This window comes from Streptomyces paludis, from assembly GCF_003344965.1.
Taxonomy (GTDB): Bacteria; Actinomycetota; Actinomycetes; order Streptomycetales; family Streptomycetaceae; genus Streptomyces; species Streptomyces paludis.
The window spans coordinates 8,417,284-8,435,510 of the sequence record NZ_CP031194.1; the positions used below are offsets into that span (position 1 = coordinate 8,417,284).

At 68.5% G+C, this 18,227-nt stretch carries 13 protein-coding genes and 3 pseudogenes; 10 read left to right on the plus strand and 6 right to left on the minus strand.

Annotated features, from left to right (window positions below):
* Positions 1–810 precede the first annotated feature (810 nt).
* Positions 811–3,138, minus strand: a complete 2,328-nt coding sequence (locus tag DVK44_RS36060) for an immunoglobulin domain-containing family protein (RefSeq protein ID WP_114664759.1) — start codon at positions 3,136–3,138, stop codon at positions 811–813.
* Positions 3,139–4,377: 1,239 nt separating this feature from the next.
* Entirely contained in the window at positions 4,378–5,247 is an 870-nt protein-coding gene (locus DVK44_RS36070; RefSeq protein ID WP_114664760.1) for an LLM class F420-dependent oxidoreductase, read from the minus strand.
* A gap of 782 nt (positions 5,248–6,029) precedes the next feature.
* Here DVK44_RS36070 and DVK44_RS38020 point away from each other — a divergent pair.
* The 3 genes from DVK44_RS38020 to DVK44_RS37500 all read left to right on the plus strand — a co-directional run bounded on the left by DVK44_RS38020 (position 6,030) and on the right by DVK44_RS37500 (position 7,429).
* Positions 6,030–6,137: an AAA family ATPase gene (locus tag DVK44_RS38020; protein WP_408055426.1), complete on the plus strand. Its 108-nt coding sequence runs from the start codon at positions 6,030–6,032 to the stop codon at positions 6,135–6,137.
* A gap of 66 nt (positions 6,138–6,203) precedes the next feature.
* Positions 6,204–7,226: a tyrosine-type recombinase/integrase gene (locus DVK44_RS36080; RefSeq protein ID WP_228447533.1), complete on the plus strand. Its 1,023-nt coding sequence runs from the start codon at positions 6,204–6,206 to the stop codon at positions 7,224–7,226.
* Entirely contained in the window at positions 7,214–7,429 is a 216-nt protein-coding gene (locus DVK44_RS37500) for a hypothetical protein (RefSeq protein ID WP_228447535.1), read from the plus strand. Before DVK44_RS36080 ends, DVK44_RS37500 begins: the two co-directional genes overlap by 13 nt.
* Here DVK44_RS37500 and DVK44_RS36610 read toward each other — a convergent pair.
* Complete coding sequence (locus DVK44_RS36610) at positions 7,416–8,201, minus strand: hypothetical protein (protein WP_162794233.1); 786 nt, start codon at positions 8,199–8,201, stop codon at positions 7,416–7,418. The two genes, DVK44_RS37500 and DVK44_RS36610, sit on opposite strands and share 14 nt — an antisense overlap.
* A 147-nt stretch (positions 8,202–8,348) precedes the next feature.
* Here DVK44_RS36610 and DVK44_RS36090 point away from each other — a divergent pair.
* Positions 8,349–8,627, plus strand: a pseudogene (locus tag DVK44_RS36090) (Tn3 family transposase); the annotation flags it as partial.
* A 78-nt stretch (positions 8,628–8,705) separates the two neighbouring features.
* Here DVK44_RS36090 and DVK44_RS36095 read toward each other — a convergent pair.
* The gene (locus tag DVK44_RS36095; protein ID WP_114664762.1) at positions 8,706–9,608 is read right to left on the minus strand and encodes a GNAT family N-acetyltransferase; all 903 of its coding nucleotides are present in this window, start codon (positions 9,606–9,608) and stop codon (positions 8,706–8,708) included.
* 464 nt (positions 9,609–10,072) lie between these two features.
* Between DVK44_RS36095 and DVK44_RS38055 the strand changes: the two are divergent.
* From DVK44_RS38055 to DVK44_RS36615, 5 genes and pseudogenes are all read left to right on the plus strand, one after another.
* Positions 10,073–10,174 (plus strand): annotated as a pseudogene (locus DVK44_RS38055) (zinc finger domain-containing protein); the annotation flags it as partial.
* 45 nt (positions 10,175–10,219) lie between these two features.
* Complete coding sequence (locus DVK44_RS36100; protein WP_114665670.1) at positions 10,220–10,732, plus strand: recombinase family protein; 513 nt, start codon at positions 10,220–10,222, stop codon at positions 10,730–10,732.
* Between the two features lie 197 nt (positions 10,733–10,929).
* Positions 10,930–12,444 carry an ISL3 family transposase gene (locus DVK44_RS36105; RefSeq protein WP_114664763.1) on the plus strand — a complete coding sequence of 505 codons (1,515 nt, stop codon included), beginning with the start codon at positions 10,930–10,932 and terminating at the stop codon, positions 12,442–12,444.
* Between the two features lie 30 nt (positions 12,445–12,474).
* Positions 12,475–12,669: pseudogene (locus DVK44_RS36110) on the plus strand (IS630 family transposase); the annotation flags it as partial.
* A 134-nt stretch (positions 12,670–12,803) separates the two neighbouring features.
* Complete coding sequence (locus tag DVK44_RS36615) at positions 12,804–12,995, plus strand: flavin reductase family protein (protein ID WP_162794234.1); 192 nt, start codon at positions 12,804–12,806, stop codon at positions 12,993–12,995.
* Positions 12,996–13,277: 282 nt separating this feature from the next.
* Here the strand turns inward: DVK44_RS36615 and DVK44_RS36120 are convergent, their stop codons facing one another.
* Positions 13,278–15,077 carry a glycoside hydrolase family 3 protein gene (locus DVK44_RS36120; RefSeq protein WP_114664765.1) on the minus strand — a complete coding sequence of 600 codons (1,800 nt, stop codon included), beginning with the start codon at positions 15,075–15,077 and terminating at the stop codon, positions 13,278–13,280.
* 47 nt (positions 15,078–15,124) lie between these two features.
* Complete coding sequence (locus DVK44_RS36620; protein ID WP_162794235.1) at positions 15,125–15,280, minus strand: hypothetical protein; 156 nt, start codon at positions 15,278–15,280, stop codon at positions 15,125–15,127.
* A 558-nt stretch (positions 15,281–15,838) separates the two neighbouring features.
* Here DVK44_RS36620 and DVK44_RS37505 point away from each other — a divergent pair.
* The gene (locus DVK44_RS37505) at positions 15,839–18,184 is read left to right on the plus strand and encodes an AAA family ATPase (RefSeq protein WP_228447538.1); all 2,346 of its coding nucleotides are present in this window, start codon (positions 15,839–15,841) and stop codon (positions 18,182–18,184) included.
* Positions 18,185–18,227 lie beyond the last annotated feature (43 nt).

An 18,227-nucleotide genomic window follows, 5' to 3' on the forward strand; every position in this document is an offset into this window, starting at 1 on the left:
CGCTGAGGGCTTCACATCCAGTTGGATTGCCGGTCCACCTCAACCGCGTGGTGTGTACGAGTCAGGGTTCGGCCGTGATCGGCTGCACCGTCTTCGGGTGCACCGTGGTGGCGGTCCGGCTCGGCAGCGATTACTTTGTCGGCCGGGCCGGTCCGGTCACTACGGTGCGCACCAGCGGGATCGCCGCTCTCGCCGGGGGTATGACGGTCGTTGTGGTGCACGGCTTCACCGTCGTCATGGTCGGGTTCTGCTCGGCGGCGGTGTGGCGCTGGTCGGCCGCTCTTCCGTACAGGTGCGCGAGACAATCACGCTACTGGGCAGCCGAGTTGGACTCCGGCCCCGGGAACGGGCAGGACGGTGAGCGGCCGGGAAGTTTGCCGTGTGGGACTCCACAGGTGTCATCGTGGAGGACAGCCTTGCCCCGGGGGCCGCCGGACCGGTCCCGGTACGCACCTGCCGGCCCATGGGTGAGCCCACCCCGAGGCGCATGTGGTGTGCGGTGAACTGGCGCGTTGTGTAGCTGTGTTCGTAGTCTCGGTGGATTGCCGGCCGGCAGGTGACGGCGTCAGGTACTCCGTACCGATTGGCGATGTCTACGCCGCATGGTCTGCGCTGTGCGAGTGTGGCCTTTCGGTCTGCCCCGGGAGTTTGCCGATTGTTGTGGGCAGGGCCGGCGTGGGAGCCGTACTGGCCGTCGCAGCCGTGTTGCGCGCCCGCCCTGTGGAGCCCGGACGTTCCGGGGAAGCGCCCGGGGGCTCCACAGGCGGCCGTCAGCACGGCTCGTTTGCCGTGCTTCCTATGCCGTGTTTTCTACGGTGCCGGCCGGGAAGAGCGTCGGTGGACGAGCCAGCCGGAGGCGATGAGGAGGGCGGCCAGGGCGGTGAGGGCGAGGGCTGTCACGCCGGTGGAGGCGAGGCTGCCGCCGCCGTTCACTACCGTGCCGGTCCCGGTCGTGCCCGAGGTGCCTGTCGTGGCTGTTTCCCCTGTTGTGCCTGTGGTTCCCCCGGTATCGGTTCCGCCCGTTCCGCTTGTTTCACCTGCTCCGCCTGCGGCTTCGGAGCCTCCTGCGGTGGCCGTTCCGCCGTCGGTTCCACCGCTGTCGGTTCCCCCGGCGTCGGTTCCGCCTCCGTTGGTCTCCCCGTCGTCCGGCCCCGGGTCCTGGCCGCCCGCGTCCCCGCCGGTGGCACCACCGCCCGCGTCGCCGCCGCCTGTCGTCGTGCCACCGTCCGTCGCGCCGCCGCCTGTCGTCGTGCCGCCGCTTGAGGTGTCCTTCTCCGTGACCGTGAGGGTCACGGGGACGGTACGGGTGGTTCCCGCCGCGTTGGTGAATTCGGCGCGGTACTGGTAGCCGTCCTGTGTCGTACGGGCGGTGAAGGTGTACGTGGTGGCGGTGGCGTTGTCGATGGTGTTCCAGGTCTGGGCGCCGTCGGGGCTGACCTGCCACCGTACGGACGGCTCGGGCTCGCCCTCGGCGACGGCGGTGAAGGCGACCGTGTCACCGGGCTCGGCCGACCGGTCCACCGGTGGTTCGGTGACCCTCGGCGACATCCGGCGGTCGAACTTGGTGATTTTGCTTTCGGCCGGGCTGGTCACGTAGGCCGTTGCCCCGCCCGGCGCGACGGCCACCGATGCCTGGCCCGACTGGCCGTGGTTGCCCGGCAGTACGGTCGGCTCGGCGGTCTCCTCGAACGTCGTTGTGTCGTAGACCGTCAGGGCGCCGTTGTTGTCGTCGCCGCCGCCGGTGTGTCCGTTGTCCTGCCAGACCTGGAACGCCCGTCCGGTGGCGGTGTCGAAGGCGACGGCCACCGCGCGGTCCTCCCCTTCGATGACGGTCAGGGGGTTCGCGTCCTTGTCGTAGATGTGGACGGCGTTCCCGATGCCCGCCCAGACGTTGCCGCCGGCCGGATCGGTCTTGATGAACCAGAGGTTTCCGGAGGGGAGTTGGGCGGTGGCGGTCACTTCGAGGGTTTCGGTGTCGATACGGCTCAGCTGCCCGTTCGCGTAACCCGACCAGGCGGCACCGCGCGCGGTGTCCACGCCGAGTCTGGTGCCTCCGCCGAGGGTGAGGGTCTTTGTGGGCGTGCCGGTGGCGGTCTCGATCTCGGAGAGGAGGGCGCCCTGCTGGACCAGGACCGTGCCGGGACCGTGGCCGGGCCCCGTGGCGGTGACGGTGGCGCCGCTGAGCCAGACGCCCCGCGCGCTCTCGTCGCCGTCCTGGGCGGTGCCGATGCCGCGCAGCGGGTAGTGGAAGACGACACCGTCTCCGGCGAGCGGCGCGGCGATCTGGGTGACCCGGCGGGCCGCCATCGCGCCGCCCGCGCCCGGTGCCTGGCTGATGTGGCTGCGGACCGTGCCGTCCGCCGGGTCGAGTGCGTACAGCCCCTGTTCGTTCGCCGTGGTGTCGGGGACGGTGTCCGCGCCGACGTACAGCTTCCCGGAGTCGGGGTGCAGCAGCAGGTCCAGTGGCTTGCCCGCGCTGGTGAACTCGGCCGACTGCCGGTAGTCGACGGTGCCCGGTGGTACGCCCTCGCCGATGCCGCCGTCGCCGCCGCCGGTGCCCTGCCCGGCGAAGGCCAGGGGGATGCGTACGTCCTGGGAGCGGTCGCCGCTCGCGCGGTGGTCGACGCGGGTGACGACCGAGCAGGTGACCTGGGTGCAGTCGAGGCCGTCCCCCTTGAGCGCGACACCGATACTGATGTCGAAGGTCCCGCCGTCCCCGTACGCGGTGGCCATCTCCCCTTCGTACGTATCGCCCTTGGGGACGATCCACTTCGAGGAGCCGGTGCCGCTCGTCATGTCGGCGCCGCCCAGGCAGGGGCTGGGGATGCGGCCGTCGCCGTTGTCCTTGCAGAAGGCGACGTAGATGCCCTTGGTGGTGTCGTACCCCTCGCCGGTGACCCGGATCGTCTCCCCGGCCGGATCGAGGCCGGTGGAGGCGGAGACGGTGAGTTTCTGGCCGTCCTCGCCGAGCCCGGTCCTGGGCGAGCCGGCGGCCTGTGCGACCGAGCCGGCGGTCACCGAGGCGAGGACCAGGGCGCCCGCCGTGAGCAACGAGGCGGAGCGGCGCCGTCCGTGCGGGACGCCAGGTCTGAAAAGTCCGCTTCCCGGGCGGATCCGGGAAGTCGTGTTGTGTCTCATGCGGTTCTCCCACCCCAACTTTGGTAAGGCAAACCTAAGTGTCTCTCCCTTTCCGTTGTCAACAGAAGGCAAAGAAAATCCCGCCAACCGGGCAACGGCGGACGAGAAGGGCAGCCGTACGGTCGGCGGGAAGGCCCAGCTGTCGTCGGGGTTCCGACGCCCAGCAACCGCCTTGACCGAACGCCACGTACGTTGCGCCCGATAGGGCTTCGCGAGGTCGCGCGCCCGACCGGCCAGAGAGCGCACGGGACTGCGCCGCCTCGACGCTGGTACCGGTCCGCGCACCGCCGTCGCGGTCGTTGAGACGGACCAGGCCTCGCCTCTGGTATGTCTCATGAGACAGGCGGCGTGGCCCTCGAAGTGGGTGGTCTCAGGGAAGCGCCTGCGTTCACGCGTTCACGGAAGAGGAAGAGAGCCGGGGTGACCTGGTCAGTCCACCCCGGCCCGCGGAGAAGACGTCTGCACAGGGGAAATGGCCGGTGCTGTTGGCTCGCACCAGGCTGACGCGCGTATCGGCTGGTTCGAGTACGGCATCACGATCGGTGCAGCGTCGTCGCAAGGGGTACGCGGCAGAAGCCGCGGTCTTGCTGCTTCGTTTCATCTTCCATGAGCATCGAAACCACAAGTGCCAAGTGCGGATCTTCGCGCACAACGAAGCATCACTGGCTCTCTCCGCCGTCAGCTCGGCTTTGTAGTGGAGGGCCGACTGCGTGAGCTACCCGTCCGGGTGGTATCCCGGCCCGCCGATGGACGCTTCCGCAGGTCTCGGCGGCCACATGACTTCGATGCTCCCGGCGTTCACCTCGCCGGACTCCTGGAGGCGGTTCACCTCGGCTGCGTCGGCACCATACAGAAGCCGTGCGACAGCCTCGACCATCGGATCACCAGGCGGCAGGAAGCCGGACTCTGTGGACATGATCGGGAACTCTCCCATCTCTCAGTTCGGGCTCGATGAGAGGCGCGCGGACATGCACTGACGTTGGCTCAGGATGCGAGGGCTTGGAGCAGACAGCCGCCGATCCGAGGGGCCGAGACGAACTCGCGGGCCGCTCCGTTGGCTAACCGACACAATCTGCTGACCTGCGGCTATGAGCGTTTCTGCTGGGACGGCTTCCCATCTGGATCAAGATCGTTTCCCTTTTGCCTGGTCACCGAGGTTGCCCCTCCCGGAGTACGGTCCGCGGCCGACCTCAGAACCGTACGGAGAACCCCGTGCGCGGTGTCCCCGGCGAGTTCTGGCTATTCTTCCGGGCGAGTCCAGGTCTGGGCGAGTTCCGCGACCCAGGTGGCCGCCGCGTCGGGAGCGGGCGGGGGAGTGCCGACGACAACGAGTTCGGTGATGCCCGCTGCGTCGAGCGCGGGAAGGTGGTCCGGGGTGCCGTCGCTCAGCGCTACGGCGACGGTGAGCTCGTCGAAAGCGCGACCACGGTGGGAGCATTCGTCGGCGAGGGCGGCGATACGCGCCGGAACGTCGGCCGCCGGGATGTCGAAGCCGTACCAGCCGTCGGCGAGCGTGACCGCCCGGTGCAAGGCCGCGTCGCTGTTGCCGCCGACCACGACCGGGAGACGGCCGCCGTGCAGCGGCTTCGGGTTGACCCGGATCGCGTCGAAGCGGGTGAACTCCCCTGTGTAGGAGGCCGGGTCCTCGGCCCAGAGGGTGCGCATCGCCGCGATGTAATCGTCGGTGCGCCGCCCGCGCCCGGCGAAGGGGACTCCGAGCGCTGCGAATTCCTCGGCCGACCAGCCGGCCCCGACCCCGAGGCTGAACCGCCCGGCGGAAAGCACGTCGAGTGTGGCGGCCTGTTTGGCGACCACCACCGGGTTGTGCTCAGGCAGCAGGAGCACGCCGGTGGCGAGTTCGATCCTGCTGGTGACCGCCGCCGCGAAGGTCAGGGCAAGCAGCGGGTCCAGCCAGTCCGCATCCGCGGGCACGGCGATCCGGCCGTCCGCGGAGTAGGGATAGCGAGACGCGGGCGCGTCCACGAGCACCACGTGCTCGCCGCACCAGAGCCTCGCGAAACCGTGTGTCTCCGCGGCTGTGGCCACCGCACGGATCACCTCGGGCCGGGCACCGCCACCGATACCGAGCGCGTGCAGTCCCACTCGCATCCTCCACCTCCGAGCGTCACCCTAAGCGCGAAGCACGGATGGCTCGGGAGACGTGGCCCGCCGCGCGCGGGCATACCGTCCGAACGAGCGAAACCACCCGCCCCGGGCCGCGCAGCGAGCGCCTCTGGAGCCGATGCCGACTCTCCTCAAGGCCGACGATGACTGGTCCCGGCCACCGCCTCGGGCGCGCCGTCGAACAGGTGACGGCGCGCCCGGCACGATGCCTTCATCTCGGCGTGCGGCGATTCGCTTCCGCTCCTCGCCGGGGACGAGAGCGTTGGAGTGGGTCCACCACCCGCTCGACGGTGCCGACGCGGTGGTCAAGACCTCCATCGAACGCTCACCAGGCACTCTCGGCCGTCCGCCGGTCCGGCCCCCTCCGAGGGGGTACCCCGCCCCTGGAAGCGCCCGGACGTCGCCTTCTGTGACTGCCAGATGGCGGGGTACTGGTCACGGACCGGGCTGAGCGACGCGATGTGCAGGATCGTCGATTCGGCGTGCCAACGCGCCCCGATCGAGTGAGTCACGAACCGCAACCAACATGACAGACCGTCAGCTCACTAGACTCAAAAACAGGCCGCTGACCAGGGGAAATGAAGAACCGCAACTGCAGTACTAGGCGGGCACCCAAGATGCTGGTCCTGAAGCAGCACCCCTCCGAACTAACCATCACCGGAACGTGATACGTAGCTCGCCGACCACTTCCAGGGCGATGAGCTGGATGCCGGGCAGCGGGGACTCGCGAAGGCGTTTGCCTGCTCCGCCCGCCTCGTCGTGAGGGCATTGGCCCCGCCGGCGAGGGCAAGACCACCGCCCTCCAACTCGTCCGCGACGCGGTGGCGGCCGGTGGCGGCCGACTCATACCTCTTGCCCCTCCTCACGCGCGATGAAAGTCCTCGAAAACGAGCGACAGCGACACCGACCACAGTAAGAACCGCGCCCGCCGCAAAGCCGCCATGGACCAGCGCACCCGCACCCTCCTGCCCGCGCTCCCCGCCCTGGTCAAAGCCGTCGAGCGCCAGCTCAAAGACGCCCAGACGTGTCTCGCTACCGGACGGGAGACCCCGGCCGGAGCCCCCTTCACCACCCCGGCCGGCGAGACCCTTCTCCGCCGGGCCGGGGTGTCGTCCCGGGTTTACGCCGACGACCCCGCCACCGGCCGGCGCAGAGACCTGACCGTCGAGGAAGAACGCGCGTTCTGGGCCTGGGCCATCGTCGAGGTCCTCCGCCACACCGGCATGCGCATCGAGGAAGCGCTGGAGCTTACCCACCACAGCTTCGTCGCCTATCGGCTGCCCACCACCGGCGAGATCGTGCCCATGCTGCAAGTCGCCCCGTCCAAGCTCGACCAGGATCGGCTGCTGCTGGTCTCGCCAGAACTCGGCGAGGTGCTGACAGCGATCATCCACCGCGTCCGGCGCGGGCAGCAGGCCATGCCCCTGGTCGCCGCCTACGACAGTCCGGAACGGCTCTGGAGTGCGCCGATGCCGTTCCTCTTCCAACGCCGCTGCGGCCCGGAGGACCGAGCGATCCCGCGCAACTACATCTACACCTGCCTCAACGACGCCCTCGCCGCGAGCGGGCTCACCGGACCCGCCAACGAGCAACTTCGGTACACGCCGCACGACTTCCGAAGAATCTTCGTGACGGACGCCCTCCGCTCCGGGCTGCCCCCGCACATCGCCGCCCGCATCTGCGGCCACCGGACGGTCGACACGACACTCGGATATGCCGCGATCTACCCCGAGGACGTCATCAACCACCACCGGTCCTTTATCGCCCGCCGCCGAACGCTGCGGCCCAGCGAGGAGTACCGCGAGCCACCGCGCAGGAGTGGCAGGACTTCCTGGCCCACTTCGAGCTGCGCAAGGTGGCGCTGGGCGTCTGCGCTCGCGACTTCGGCACCCCCTGCGTCCATGAGCACGCTTGCATCAGATGCCCCGTCCTACGGCCCGATCCCGAGCAGATGCCCCGCCTGAAGGAGATCCACGCGAACCCGCTCAACCGGCTCCAGGAGGCCAAGGAACAGGGCTGGCTCGGCGAGGTCGCCGCGATCGAGGCCAGCCTCGCCGCCGCCGAGCAGAAGCTCGCCGCCATGCGCGACCTCGCTGCCCGGCACGCCACTGTCCACCTGGGCATAACCGACTTCCGCACCAGCGCGGGGCTCCTCAGCGCGGAGTAACCGGGGACTGAGAGTTCTGTTCATTGACGTGCCTCACAAGCCGTTCGAGGCACACCGACACGTGCTCCCAGCGCTTCTCCAACCAGGGGCGTGCACCCTCGGCGGCCCGATGCCGCACGTTTTTACGCAGATCCTTCAAGTCCTCCAGAAGCTCGGTCGTGGACGGTTCGCTGTCGTGGGCTCCGTGAAAGAGGCCAGCTTCGGCGGCCGCGGCGATGAGCTGGGCGAAGCTAAGCTTCTTAGCCCGCTTGTTCACGAGCTCCTCCAGGACAAGCTCGCAAGCTGTGTGGAGTTCTTCAAGGAGCACTTCGGGAGCGATCTCGCCGAAGTTCCAGGCCACGATTAGATCCTCTGTGACGGAGAGCCTGGCGTGGAGTTGCGGGGCAGACGGACAGTCATAGTCATACGGCGGGTAGTAGTAGCTGGTCTCTCTGACGCCTCTCAGGACCATGGGGCCGTCCTGCTCGACGTGCCGACCCCTCAGCATCATCTCAGCCAATCCGCGGCCTATTCGAGCACGCTGTGCTGGAGAGAGACCTTCGACCGGGCAGCCCTCGGCAACGAGGGGAAGGTCCCGCTCAAGGCGGTAGCCCAGGAGATCAATCGTGCGAGAGTGGCCATCGACGCGGACGATACAGCGGCGTGACTGGGGATGTCGCCACCGCCATGAGAGGCCGAGCTTGTGAGCCCTGGCCCGTCCGGCCGACAGGCATACGCGGACGATCGCTTCCTGCGCTGCCGTATACGTGAATTCAAAGTCGAAACCAGCCATACCACTTGTTCTATCGCAGAGCGGCATGGCTGAGGGGGCTTGCACACCGAACTCGCGCCCCCACGGCACACCCATGCAACCGTTACTTTGGGTGGCCGAGGGTGCGAGTGTTTGCCAGCCTGAAGCCAACCTGCTCAGTTCGGATAAGACCAACTTGGCTCGCTCGGCCTGGTCCTCAACGCCATCGTGCTCTGGACGACCCGCTACATTGACGCCGCCGTCGCCCAGCTCCGTGCCGAGGGCCACGAGATCCGGAACGAGGACATCGCCCGGCTGTCCCCGCTCAAGCACCGCAACCTCAACGTGCTCGGCCGCTACAGCTTCACCGCCTCCACCCCGGCCGCCGGCGCACTGCGGCCCCTGCGGGACCCGGAGGCACCGGAACTCGACGACGACGAGGACGGCTCGGGGCTCACCCGTGTGTAGCCCCGGCAGGAGTCGCAGGAGCGAGGTGTGGGGCTCGGTTGTCACACCCCGAGTCCCACACCGATTCCTGTCTCTGGGTTAGATCAGATCGATGCGTTCCTGGGCGATGGGGTAGCCGACCCTCGCGAAGTGGGCAGCCATCGGAACGTTGGTCTGGTCAGTCCCGGCCACGATGCGGTCCACACCCTCGTCAGCGAGCTTATGAGTGGCCTCGACGAGCAGGTCATAGGCGTATCCGTGGCCGCGGTGCTCGGGCACGACGCCGATGTAGCCGATGAGAGGGTCTCCGTAGTTGCGGGCGGGGACGCTCAGGCCGACGAGTTCCCCGGCAGGGTTGTAGGCAAGGCGCCACCACTCGCGCGGGCTTGGCAACCAGTGCAGATGGTCCAGTTCTTCCCGGGCGGCCACCTCCAGCCCTGATGCGGCGACGGTGCGGCGTACATGGGCGTCGAGACTGCCCTGGTGAATACGACGGAAGACGTCAAGGATCGCCGCGTCGTCGGGCTCGGGACGGAATTCGAGGCGGCCCGGGCGCGCGGGCACACCGCAGTCCGGCGTCCAGCGGTAGCGGAACCGCTCGACCAGAGGCGACATTCCTGCGGCGATGGCCGCATCGATCCGGGCCTGAGCCTGCTCCCGGAGTGCGGGGACGTCGCGCCAGCCGGGCGGCAGCTTGAGTGAGTACTCGGCCTGCAGCGGCGAGACGTGGAGCAGTTGTACGGCTGCACTGGCGTCCGTGAAATCAAACCAGTCCAGAGCGACCGGCTTGTTGTCTTTTGGCCCGGCCCACCAAGCTGCCCGCGCAACGACGACGCCGTCACGCAAGGCCACCCAGGTCCACTCAGGGCGGTACTTACCGGCGGCGGCCATCCCGCTGTAGGTGTCGCCGAAGGCGGCGAAGCCGACCAGGCCAGGATCGGGCAGGGATTCGAAAAGTGCTTCCTCGCCTGTGGCGAGGGGGCGGATGACCAGATCGGTCACGTGAGAGGTCCTTCCGGGTAGCGACGCGCTCCCTTCAGATCCTCGGCGTCCTCGGAACAGGGTGGGAGCGCATGAGAGTCAGCTGGCTCACGGTTCCCACCTCCTTTTTTGCGGTCGAGGACGCGAGCGGAGCGTAACAGCGTGATCGAATGACCGACAACAGTATTTGACCTGCCGCACGCACCACATCTCGACCCGCTCGCCCAAACAGGGCCTGCCGTCCATCGGAACGCAATCCGGCGCCACCGACGACCTCAGAGCGACGAGTGTCATGCACGGCCATTCTCATAAATGGTCATCTGTGAGAGTTCTGCGAGAGCCCCCCGCAGTGATCACGTTTCCGCAGGTCACCGCTCGCAAAAGTCCTCTCGAAACCGGCGCGTTGTGCGAGGCGCTTCTGAGAGACTTCCCGGATGGACCTCACGCCCGATTGGGCCGCATTGGCGGTATAGCGTCACGACTGCCCGAACTGTGACGCGCCCGCCGGCTCAGCCTGCCGCACCCATGGCGGGAAGACCGCCGCGAAGTACCACACCCCGCGCTTCGTCCTCGTGCCCGCGCTCCGCGAGGAACTCGAAGTCCTCGTCCCCGCCGACCGCCACCCCGGCAGCATGTGGAAGCAGGGCCCGGCGCTCGCGATTGTGCCCGCGCCCCGTACCGAGCGCCCGGTCCGAATCGGGTACGCGAGGACGTCGACCGCCCGTCAGGAGCTCGCGAGCCGGCTCGAAGCCCTCTACTGGGCGGAGTGCCACAAGATCTTCAAGGAGCAGATCAGCACCCGGGTGAAGATCCGGCCCGAGCTGGAGAAGGCGCTCGCCCTGGCCCACCAGTTCAAGGAGGCCGCCCCCGAGACGCCCGTCATCCTCACGGTGCACGAACTCAAGCGCCTCGCCAGAAACGCGGCCGAGCTGATGACGCTGTCCGCCGAGCTCCAAGCCGGCGGCATCCAGCTCGAACTCCTTACCGGCCCGCTCACTGGAATCTACGACCCCAACGGCATGGGCGCCATGTTCTTCGCCGTCCTGGCCGTCGCCGGGCAGATCGAGCGCAACTACATCCGGGAGAAGCCCCTCGAAGGCCAGGTCATCGCCGCGTCCAAGGGCAACTGTCGGGGTACGACCTAAGGTGGCTCTGGCAAGATTTTCGTAGCCGGAGATCGTCCCGGGGCGAGGGTCGGCCGGTCCGCAGCGGGGCAGCCTGTGATTGTGCTCTATTGAACTGGCAATTCTGTTACCTCAGTTGATCAATGTGCTGGTGGTCTCGGCAGACGTCTCCGATGCCGTCGTGACGGTCCGCGCCCGCACGAAGTCCGGTACCCCGGGTGGGATGTACGGGATGCGGTCAGCTCAGCGCGTGGTGTCACAGCCGATATGTTCGGCGCCTCGCCGACGTCACTCTCGGAGGCCGGCCCCTGCGCATTGAGCTGTCCGTACGCCGTCTGTACTGCGAGAGCCTGACCTGCCCGAAGGGGACCTTCGCCGAGCAAGTGCCGGGGCTGACCGTGCGCTACCAGCGGCGTACCCCAGAGTTGCAGGGCCTGGTGGAGGCCGTCGGCGTGGTACTGGCCGGCCGCGGGGGTGCCCGAATGCTGCGGATCCTGAACGTCGCGCTCTCGCGGTGCACGGTCCTGTCCCAGCTGATGCGGGTGCCACTTCCACTACTGGAGACACCCCGGGTGCTGGGTGTGGACGACTTCGCGCTCTACGACGGCACCTACGGCACCCTCCTGGTCGACGCCACCACCCGGCTCCCCCTCACTCTCTGGAAGGGACGCGACGCGGAACAGCTCAGCCACTGGCTCCGTGAGCACCCGGGTGTCGAAGTCGTCTGCCGCGACGGATCCCTCACCTACCGGCAGGGCATCACCAGCGGTGCCCCCGACGCCGTGCAGGTCAGCGACCGCTTTCACCTCTGGCAGGGCCTCTCCCGCCGCGTTCAGGACATCGCCTCCGCCCACCGCGGCTGCCTGACAGCAGCGCTGCCACCGGACAGGGAGACCGATCCCGCACCGGTCGAGGAGACCGCCGGGAACACCACGGCGGACACCCGGGCCGGGCGCCACGCCCGAAGGCTGTTCGAGGCCGTGCATGATCTGAACAGCGCCGACCGGAGCCACAGCTCCGTGGCCCGGGAGCTCGGCCTGGACCGCCGCACCGTGCGCAAGTACGCCCGGGCCCGCACCTGGCAGGAAGTGATGCGCCGCCCGCCCCGTAAATCCTCCACCCTGGACCCCTACCTCGACTACCTGCAACAACGCTGGAACGAGGGACAGCACAGCGCGAAGATTCTGCACGAGGAACTCCAAACCAAGGGCTACCTTGGCCACTACCAGCGCGTGAAGATGGCCGTCGCACCCCTCCGGCGGGGACTGCCGCTGGACGAGCCACGCGAGCGGCCGCCCTCCCCACGCGAAGCCGCCCGCTGGATCACCACTCATCCGGGCCGACGCGGCCCGCACATCAACGACTGCCTGCCCCGGCTTCTCGATCACTGCCCCGAACTCAGGCACACCCACGATCTGGTCCGCCGGTTCGCCAGCATGCTCGACAACCGGGACGCCACACCCATGCCAGCCTGGTTGGACGACCTCGCGAACAGCGGACTGGCCCCTCTCGCCGGCCTCGCCGGAGCTCTGCGCGAGGACCGCCATGCCGTCGCCCAGGGCATTACCACCCCTTACAACTCCGGGGTCAACGAAGGTCGCATCACCGACGTCAAGCTGCAGAAACGCCTCATGGCCGGACGCGCCGGCGTCCCACTCCTCCGCCACCGCGTCATACTGATCGCCCACCTCCGCCGCCGCTACGCGGACCGGCCGACCCTCGCCCCGGGATGATCTCCGGCTACGAAAATCTTGCCAGAGCCCCTCAACCCCGTCGAAGGCATCTGGTCAGTACTCCGTCGGACCACCCAGGCCAACACCGCCTTCACCGACCCCGACCACCTCATCCGCCAGCTACGGCACAGCCTCCGCCAGATCCAATACCGCAGCGACATCATCGACGGATGCCTCACCGGGACCGGCCTCACACTGACGACACCACGCCTACAACCTCAGTAACTGGGGCTTCATGCCTCCACCGCTCCGGCCGTCCAGCGCGCCGACCGCTTCGCCGTCCATATCCTCGGCGCGGAGCACGTCCCCCTTGCCCGGCGCTTCGCGCGCAGCGGCACGGACCGCTTCGTGGACACCGAATGGACCCTGCTGTCCACGGGCTGCCGCTGCTGTCCGGCGTCCCGGCATGGCTTACCGCACGGATGGTGCTGCGGCAGCAGGTCGGTGACCACCTGCATGTTGTCGGTCAGATCGAGGCTGGTGGCGGCCATGCCCAGGGGCGGGCCCTGGTCCATCACGACGGGGCCTTCGCCACGGCGACGGAACTGTGACACGCACGGCCACTGCAGGTCGGCACCCTCGGTGAGGCGGTTGATGACGGTACAGGCGGTGTCGAAGACGAACTCCACCATGGGGTGGCGGCCGAGGGCGGAACCCTGCGCGCACTGGCGAGGCAGCGTGGAGGAAGGCCGTGGCCTCTCTGCTGTCAACTCTGTTGAATTCTCCCCTCCCAGGGAGGGGAGAATTCAACGCGAGAAACGCCCTGGCCAACTTTTCCGGTGTGGTCGCCATCGCCACCGGATCGGACGGCATCGCGTTACAGACCGGGGCTGTCACATGGTCAGTCCGTGCCCGAACGGGAAGACCGGGTACGTACTCTCCTGCGGGACGTCGGGGCGGCCCAGGCGGACCTCCTCCATGGACCGGGGAAGCTGGAACGGAAGCCTGCCCTCGGCACGGGCACGGCCGAAGAGGACGTCCAGCAGCGCACGGTCGCTGGTGCCGTAGACGGCGACCAGTGCGCCGGCCCGCTCCGCGATCTCCGGAATCACCGCCGGGCGCTCCAAGTGGATGGCCACGACCGTGGGCAGGGCGTCCAGCAGTGCCAGGATCTCCTTGAGCCGCTCCGGCTCGAAGTCCAGCCGGCCCGCGTGGAAGAACGCCTCGAACCCTCCCGGCCGGGGCTCGAACGGTGTGCCGAGGCGCAGCACGGCCAGGTCGGCGTCGGCCGGGTCGGCGACGACCTCCCCGTAGGCGGCGGCCGTCCCGGGGTCGACGCCCTCCAGGTAGAGCTTCGGTCGTCCGGCGAGCGGAAGCAGTCCGCTGTCGGTGAGTACGGTGACGGCGCGCTGCTGCGCGGCGTGGCCGGCGGCGCGGAAATCGGCGTGGCCCACCGTCCGCTCCGCGACGTCCGGGTCCACGTAGCGCCGCTCGTCGAACAGGCCGAGACGGAACTTCTCCGTGAGCAGCCGTCGCGCGGAGACGTCGACGCGCTCCTCGGAGACTTCGCCGCCGCGGACAAGTTCCACGATCAGCCCGGGGATGTGCTCGCCTCCGAACTGGTCGGTGCCGGCGTCAAGGATCTTGCGGGCGCGCTGGGCCGGAGTCAGGTCCTCGGCTCCCCAGGCGCGCGCCGGGAGCAGCTGGCCGAATGCCTCCCCGTCGCTGACCAGGCCCCAGTCCGTCACGACGATGCCCTGGAAGCCCAGCTGTTCGCGGAGCAGGCCGGTGACGATGTCCTTGTTGAATCCGAAGCCGACCTCTTCGTACGGGGTACCGACCGGCATGCCGTAGTAGGGCATCATCTGCGTGGCCCCGGCGGCGATCGCGGCACGGAAGGGGCGCAGGTGGTAGTCGAACCGGCCGCCGGGGTATACCTGCTCGCGGCCGTACTCGAAGTGCGGGTCCTCGCCGTCAAGCTGCGGGCCGCCGCCGGGGAAGTGCTTGACCATGGCGGAGACGCTGTCGTGACCGAGGGCCGCGTCGGTGCCGGGGCCGCGCAGGCCCTCTATATAGGCGGCGACCAGGCGGGAGGTCAGGTCGGCGTCCTCGCCGAAGGTGCCGTTGATACGGGACCAGCGCGGCTCGGTCGCGAGGTCGATCTGCGGGTGGAGCGCGAGGCGGATGCCTACCGACAGATACTCGCGGCGCACGGTGTCGGCGTAGTCCCGGACCAGTTCAGGATCGGCGACGGCTGCGAGGCCCAGGCTCTCCGGCCACTGGGAGAAAGGGCCGGAGAGCATCGCGGTGCCCGGGTTGTCGGTGAAGGAGTGGCGCGGGTCGCTCGACAGTGTGACCGGGATGCCCAGTCGGGACTGCTCGGCGAGTTCCTGGAGCCGGTTGTGCCACTCGGCAATCCGCCGGGCGTCGCCGGATCCGAGCAAGTTGAAGTGGGTCATGTGCAGGTCGCCGACCATGTGCCGGGCGGTGGGTGCGGGTGTCCGCGCGGGGTCCTCGGACAGGGTGCCGTCCGGCTCCATGGTGAGAATGGTCTGGAAAAGCAGGCCGGCCTTCTCCTCCAGGGTCATCCGGGCCAGCAGGTCCTCGACGCGTACGCCGACGGGCTGGGCAGGATCGCGGTAGAGGGCGCCCCGCAGAGGGGATTCAGGATTGACGAAACCGGTGTTGCTCATGAGGGTGGCGTCCCAGCGGTAGGGAGAGGGCGGTGGGGGGTGTCCGGTCAGGCGACGGAGCGGACGAAGCGGATGGCCGTGGCCCCGAGGAGGGCGGCGACCGCGCCGAAGATGTAGAGCGCCGTGTAGTTGGTGTGTGTGGCGCTGCCGATGGCGAGGAAGAACGGCGCGACGACGGGTGTGAGGTTCGGCTGTGATGTCACTGGGATGTTTGGCGTTGTATGTCACTAACGTGTAGGTATATTCGCGCTGTTCAGGGCCAGTTGGATCGGCCGATCATGGTGACAGCTCTCCGAATATTGCAGTGACGTGGAGCCGCATCGGCCAGCGTCGTGTTCGACGTATCTCCTTTGTCTCTCTGGTTCTGACGGAGCCGTCTGGGCGTGCGGAGTGCGTCCGGCGGTTCTTGGCAGGTACTGCGGGGGAGTGCGACGCCGGTGCCGGCGTCGCGGAGCCTGGCTGGTCCAGATTCCCGCAGCGGTCCCGAGGGTCCTTTAGCACGTGCGTCCATCGAACTGACGGGAACGTTCTGCTGCCACTCGTCTGAGTGAGCGGCTGGGCGGGAAGCCCATGTGTGGCTCATAGCCTCGCATCAGACGCATTCGTCACACACATACGTCTGGCTGAACTGACCTGTATGCAACCGCTGTTCGTTGTTGGAGGCTGTACGTGATCACCGTGCCGTTGTCCGCCCTCCCGTTTCGCGGGTGCCGGCACCGGTGACGAGACTGGATGGTGCCTTGGAGACTGCGGAGACGGGCTTGGGGCGGCATCGGGACGAGTTGCGGCCCGCTGCTGTGGCCCGGCTGCTGCGGTTGCGTGGGGCGGGGGAGTTGACCACCGCGCATGTGCGGTTGGTCGCCGAGTCAGTGGACGTCAGCGTGCGGCAGGTGTGGCGCTGGCTGGCGCAGGCCGAGGAGACCGGCAGCACGGAGAAGCCCGAACGCAGGCGGTTCCGCATCACCGACGAGATCATCGAAGTCCTCGCTGACCACCAGGGCAACGTCAAACGCGCTCACGAGCACCTGGTGCGTGCCGCCAAGGCGGCGGGGGAGGAGCCGATCGGTCTGACCACGCTGCACGACGCCATCGCCCGTGACCTCGACCCCGGTTTCATGGCGGGCCTGCGGGAGGGCATTCCGGCTGCTCGCGGCTTCGACCCCGCCTTCCAACGGCCGGCGGTAGCCCGGAACCATGTGTGGGAGGGGGACCACAAGCAGGCCCCGCTCGTCGTGATGATGCCCGACAAGAAGCTGTCGAAGGTGTGGGTAACGTGGTTCGAGGACCGCGGTACGGGCTATGTGATGGGTTGGGCGGTCACCGCCGGCTCCGCGCACCGTGGCTCGGTTCTGGCGGCCGTGAGGGCGTCCGTGTTGCGGGAGGATCCCTATGGGCCGACCGGGGGACTGCCTCAACTCGTACGGGTCGACGGCGGCGCCGACTTCCTGTCCAAGACCGTCCGGCGAGCTTTCGGCCTACTCGGCGTCCCGGTGCACCGGGTGCGCAGCGCCCGCCACAAGGGCGGGATCGAGCGGCTGAACCGCACCAGCATGACCCGCTTCTTCGCCGACCTGCCCCGCTACACCAAGGCGCCTCGGCTTGATCACCGCCGACGCCTCGGCGACCAGGACCCGCCGTTGACCTTCGAGGCATTCGTGGAGCGCCTGGGGGAGTGGGTGCACGAGCACAACACCAAGCACGTGGTGAAGCGCACCGGGGTGACGCCGCTTGAGGCGTGGCTGGCCGACCCTACAGAGATCCGGCCCGAGCCCACTCCGGCCGAGCTGCGCGCGTTCATGCTGGAGAGCGATCACCGGCCCCGGAAGATCACCAGCCACGGGGTGGAGTTCGCGGGCCGCTGCTACATGCCCGAGAACGGTGTCGGCCGGATCGGGGTCGAGGTGCGGGTGAGGTGGATGCCGCACCACAGCCACGAGATCGACCTGTACACCTTCCGCGGCGACCGTTACCTGGGCCGGGCGTTCCTCAGCGACGAGGCCACCGAGGAACAGCGCGCCAAGGTCCTTGACGACCGCCAGGAGCACAGCGCTGCCCTGCGCCGGGCACTGCAGCGCTCCGGTGAGCGCAGACGCGACCGGTATCTGCCTGCTACCGAACCCCAACTGCCCGTCCAGGCAACCCGCATGACCAAAGAAGAGGCGCTCGCCGAACTCGCGGGCACCAGCCATAGAGCGCCTGCTGCTCCCCGCCGACGCGCGGAGCCGTATCAGCCCCTGACCCCCATCCCGGCCGGCTGGACACGCCCCGGCCAGGCCACCGCACTCCCGGATTCCGTCTTCGGAGGACGCATGACCACCACTACTGCCGCGCCGCAGCAGCCGCCCGAGCCGGGGGCGCCGCGCCGTCCGGATCTGCGCCCGCAGTTCTTCCTCGGCCTCGAGGACTCCTCGTTGGTCGCCACCGACACGCTGCTGCAGATCAAGGACACCGTCGTCGACACCGTCGAGTCGAAGGCGATGTCGGTGATCTACGGCGATGCGGGGCTCGGTAAGAGTTTCGGCACCCGGGCAACGATCCAGGAGATGAATCCGGATCTGATCCTCCCGCTGGACTTCGCCCGCTCCCGCCCGGGGCCGAAGGATCTGCGCGAGGAGTTGTTCCATCAGATGAACCTCTCCTGCAAGATGCCGGGGACGCCGACCGCGTTCGACAAGCTGCTGCGCGAGAGCCTGCCCCGGCGCCCGTATGTGATCGTGTGCGACGAGGCCCAGCAGTACCGGCGGGAGAACTTCGAGTTCCTGCGCAAGCTGTGGGACAACTGCGACCCCAAGCCCGCCATCCTCTTCGTCGGCGGCCGGGAGGCGTACGAGACGCTGCAGAGTGACCCGGCGCTGGCTTCGCGGATCTACATCCGCCTGGAGATCCTGGCGATGATCGAGGAGGAGATCCTCAAGACTGTGCCCGACTCCCATCCGGTGTGGAAGGGCGCGGACGAGGCGCTGCTGAAGCGCATCGACACCCAGTACGCGCTCGGCTCCTTCCGGGAGTGGGCGAAGGTCACCAAACATGTGATCAAGGGGATGGAGCACTTGGGGGCCGACAAGGTCGACGACGCAGTCGTGGACTGGGCCCTGAAGCGGTGCTGACCACCCCGCCCCCGCGCTCGGCGTCGGCCGGTCCGGGCCCGGC

Coding starts and splice junctions, on each gene's coding strand:
- DVK44_RS36060 (WP_114664759.1), bottom strand. CDS start 3,138: ATGAGACACAACACGACTTCCCGGATCCGCCCGGGAAGCGGACTTTTC.
- DVK44_RS36070 (WP_114664760.1), bottom strand. CDS start 5,247: ATGCGAGTGGGACTGCACGCGCTCGGTATCGGTGGCGGTGCCCGGCCC.
- DVK44_RS36080 (WP_228447533.1), top strand. CDS start 6,204: ATGGACCAGCGCACCCGCACCCTCCTGCCCGCGCTCCCCGCCCTGGTC.
- DVK44_RS37500 (WP_228447535.1), top strand. CDS start 7,214: ATGCCCCGCCTGAAGGAGATCCACGCGAACCCGCTCAACCGGCTCCAG.
- DVK44_RS36610 (WP_162794233.1), bottom strand. CDS start 8,201: ATGGCTGGTTTCGACTTTGAATTCACGTATACGGCAGCGCAGGAAGCG.
- DVK44_RS36100 (WP_114665670.1), top strand. CDS start 10,220: ATGTGGAAGCAGGGCCCGGCGCTCGCGATTGTGCCCGCGCCCCGTACC.
- DVK44_RS36615 (WP_162794234.1), top strand. CDS start 12,804: ATGGACCCTGCTGTCCACGGGCTGCCGCTGCTGTCCGGCGTCCCGGCA.
- DVK44_RS36120 (WP_114664765.1), bottom strand. CDS start 15,077: ATGAGCAACACCGGTTTCGTCAATCCTGAATCCCCTCTGCGGGGCGCC.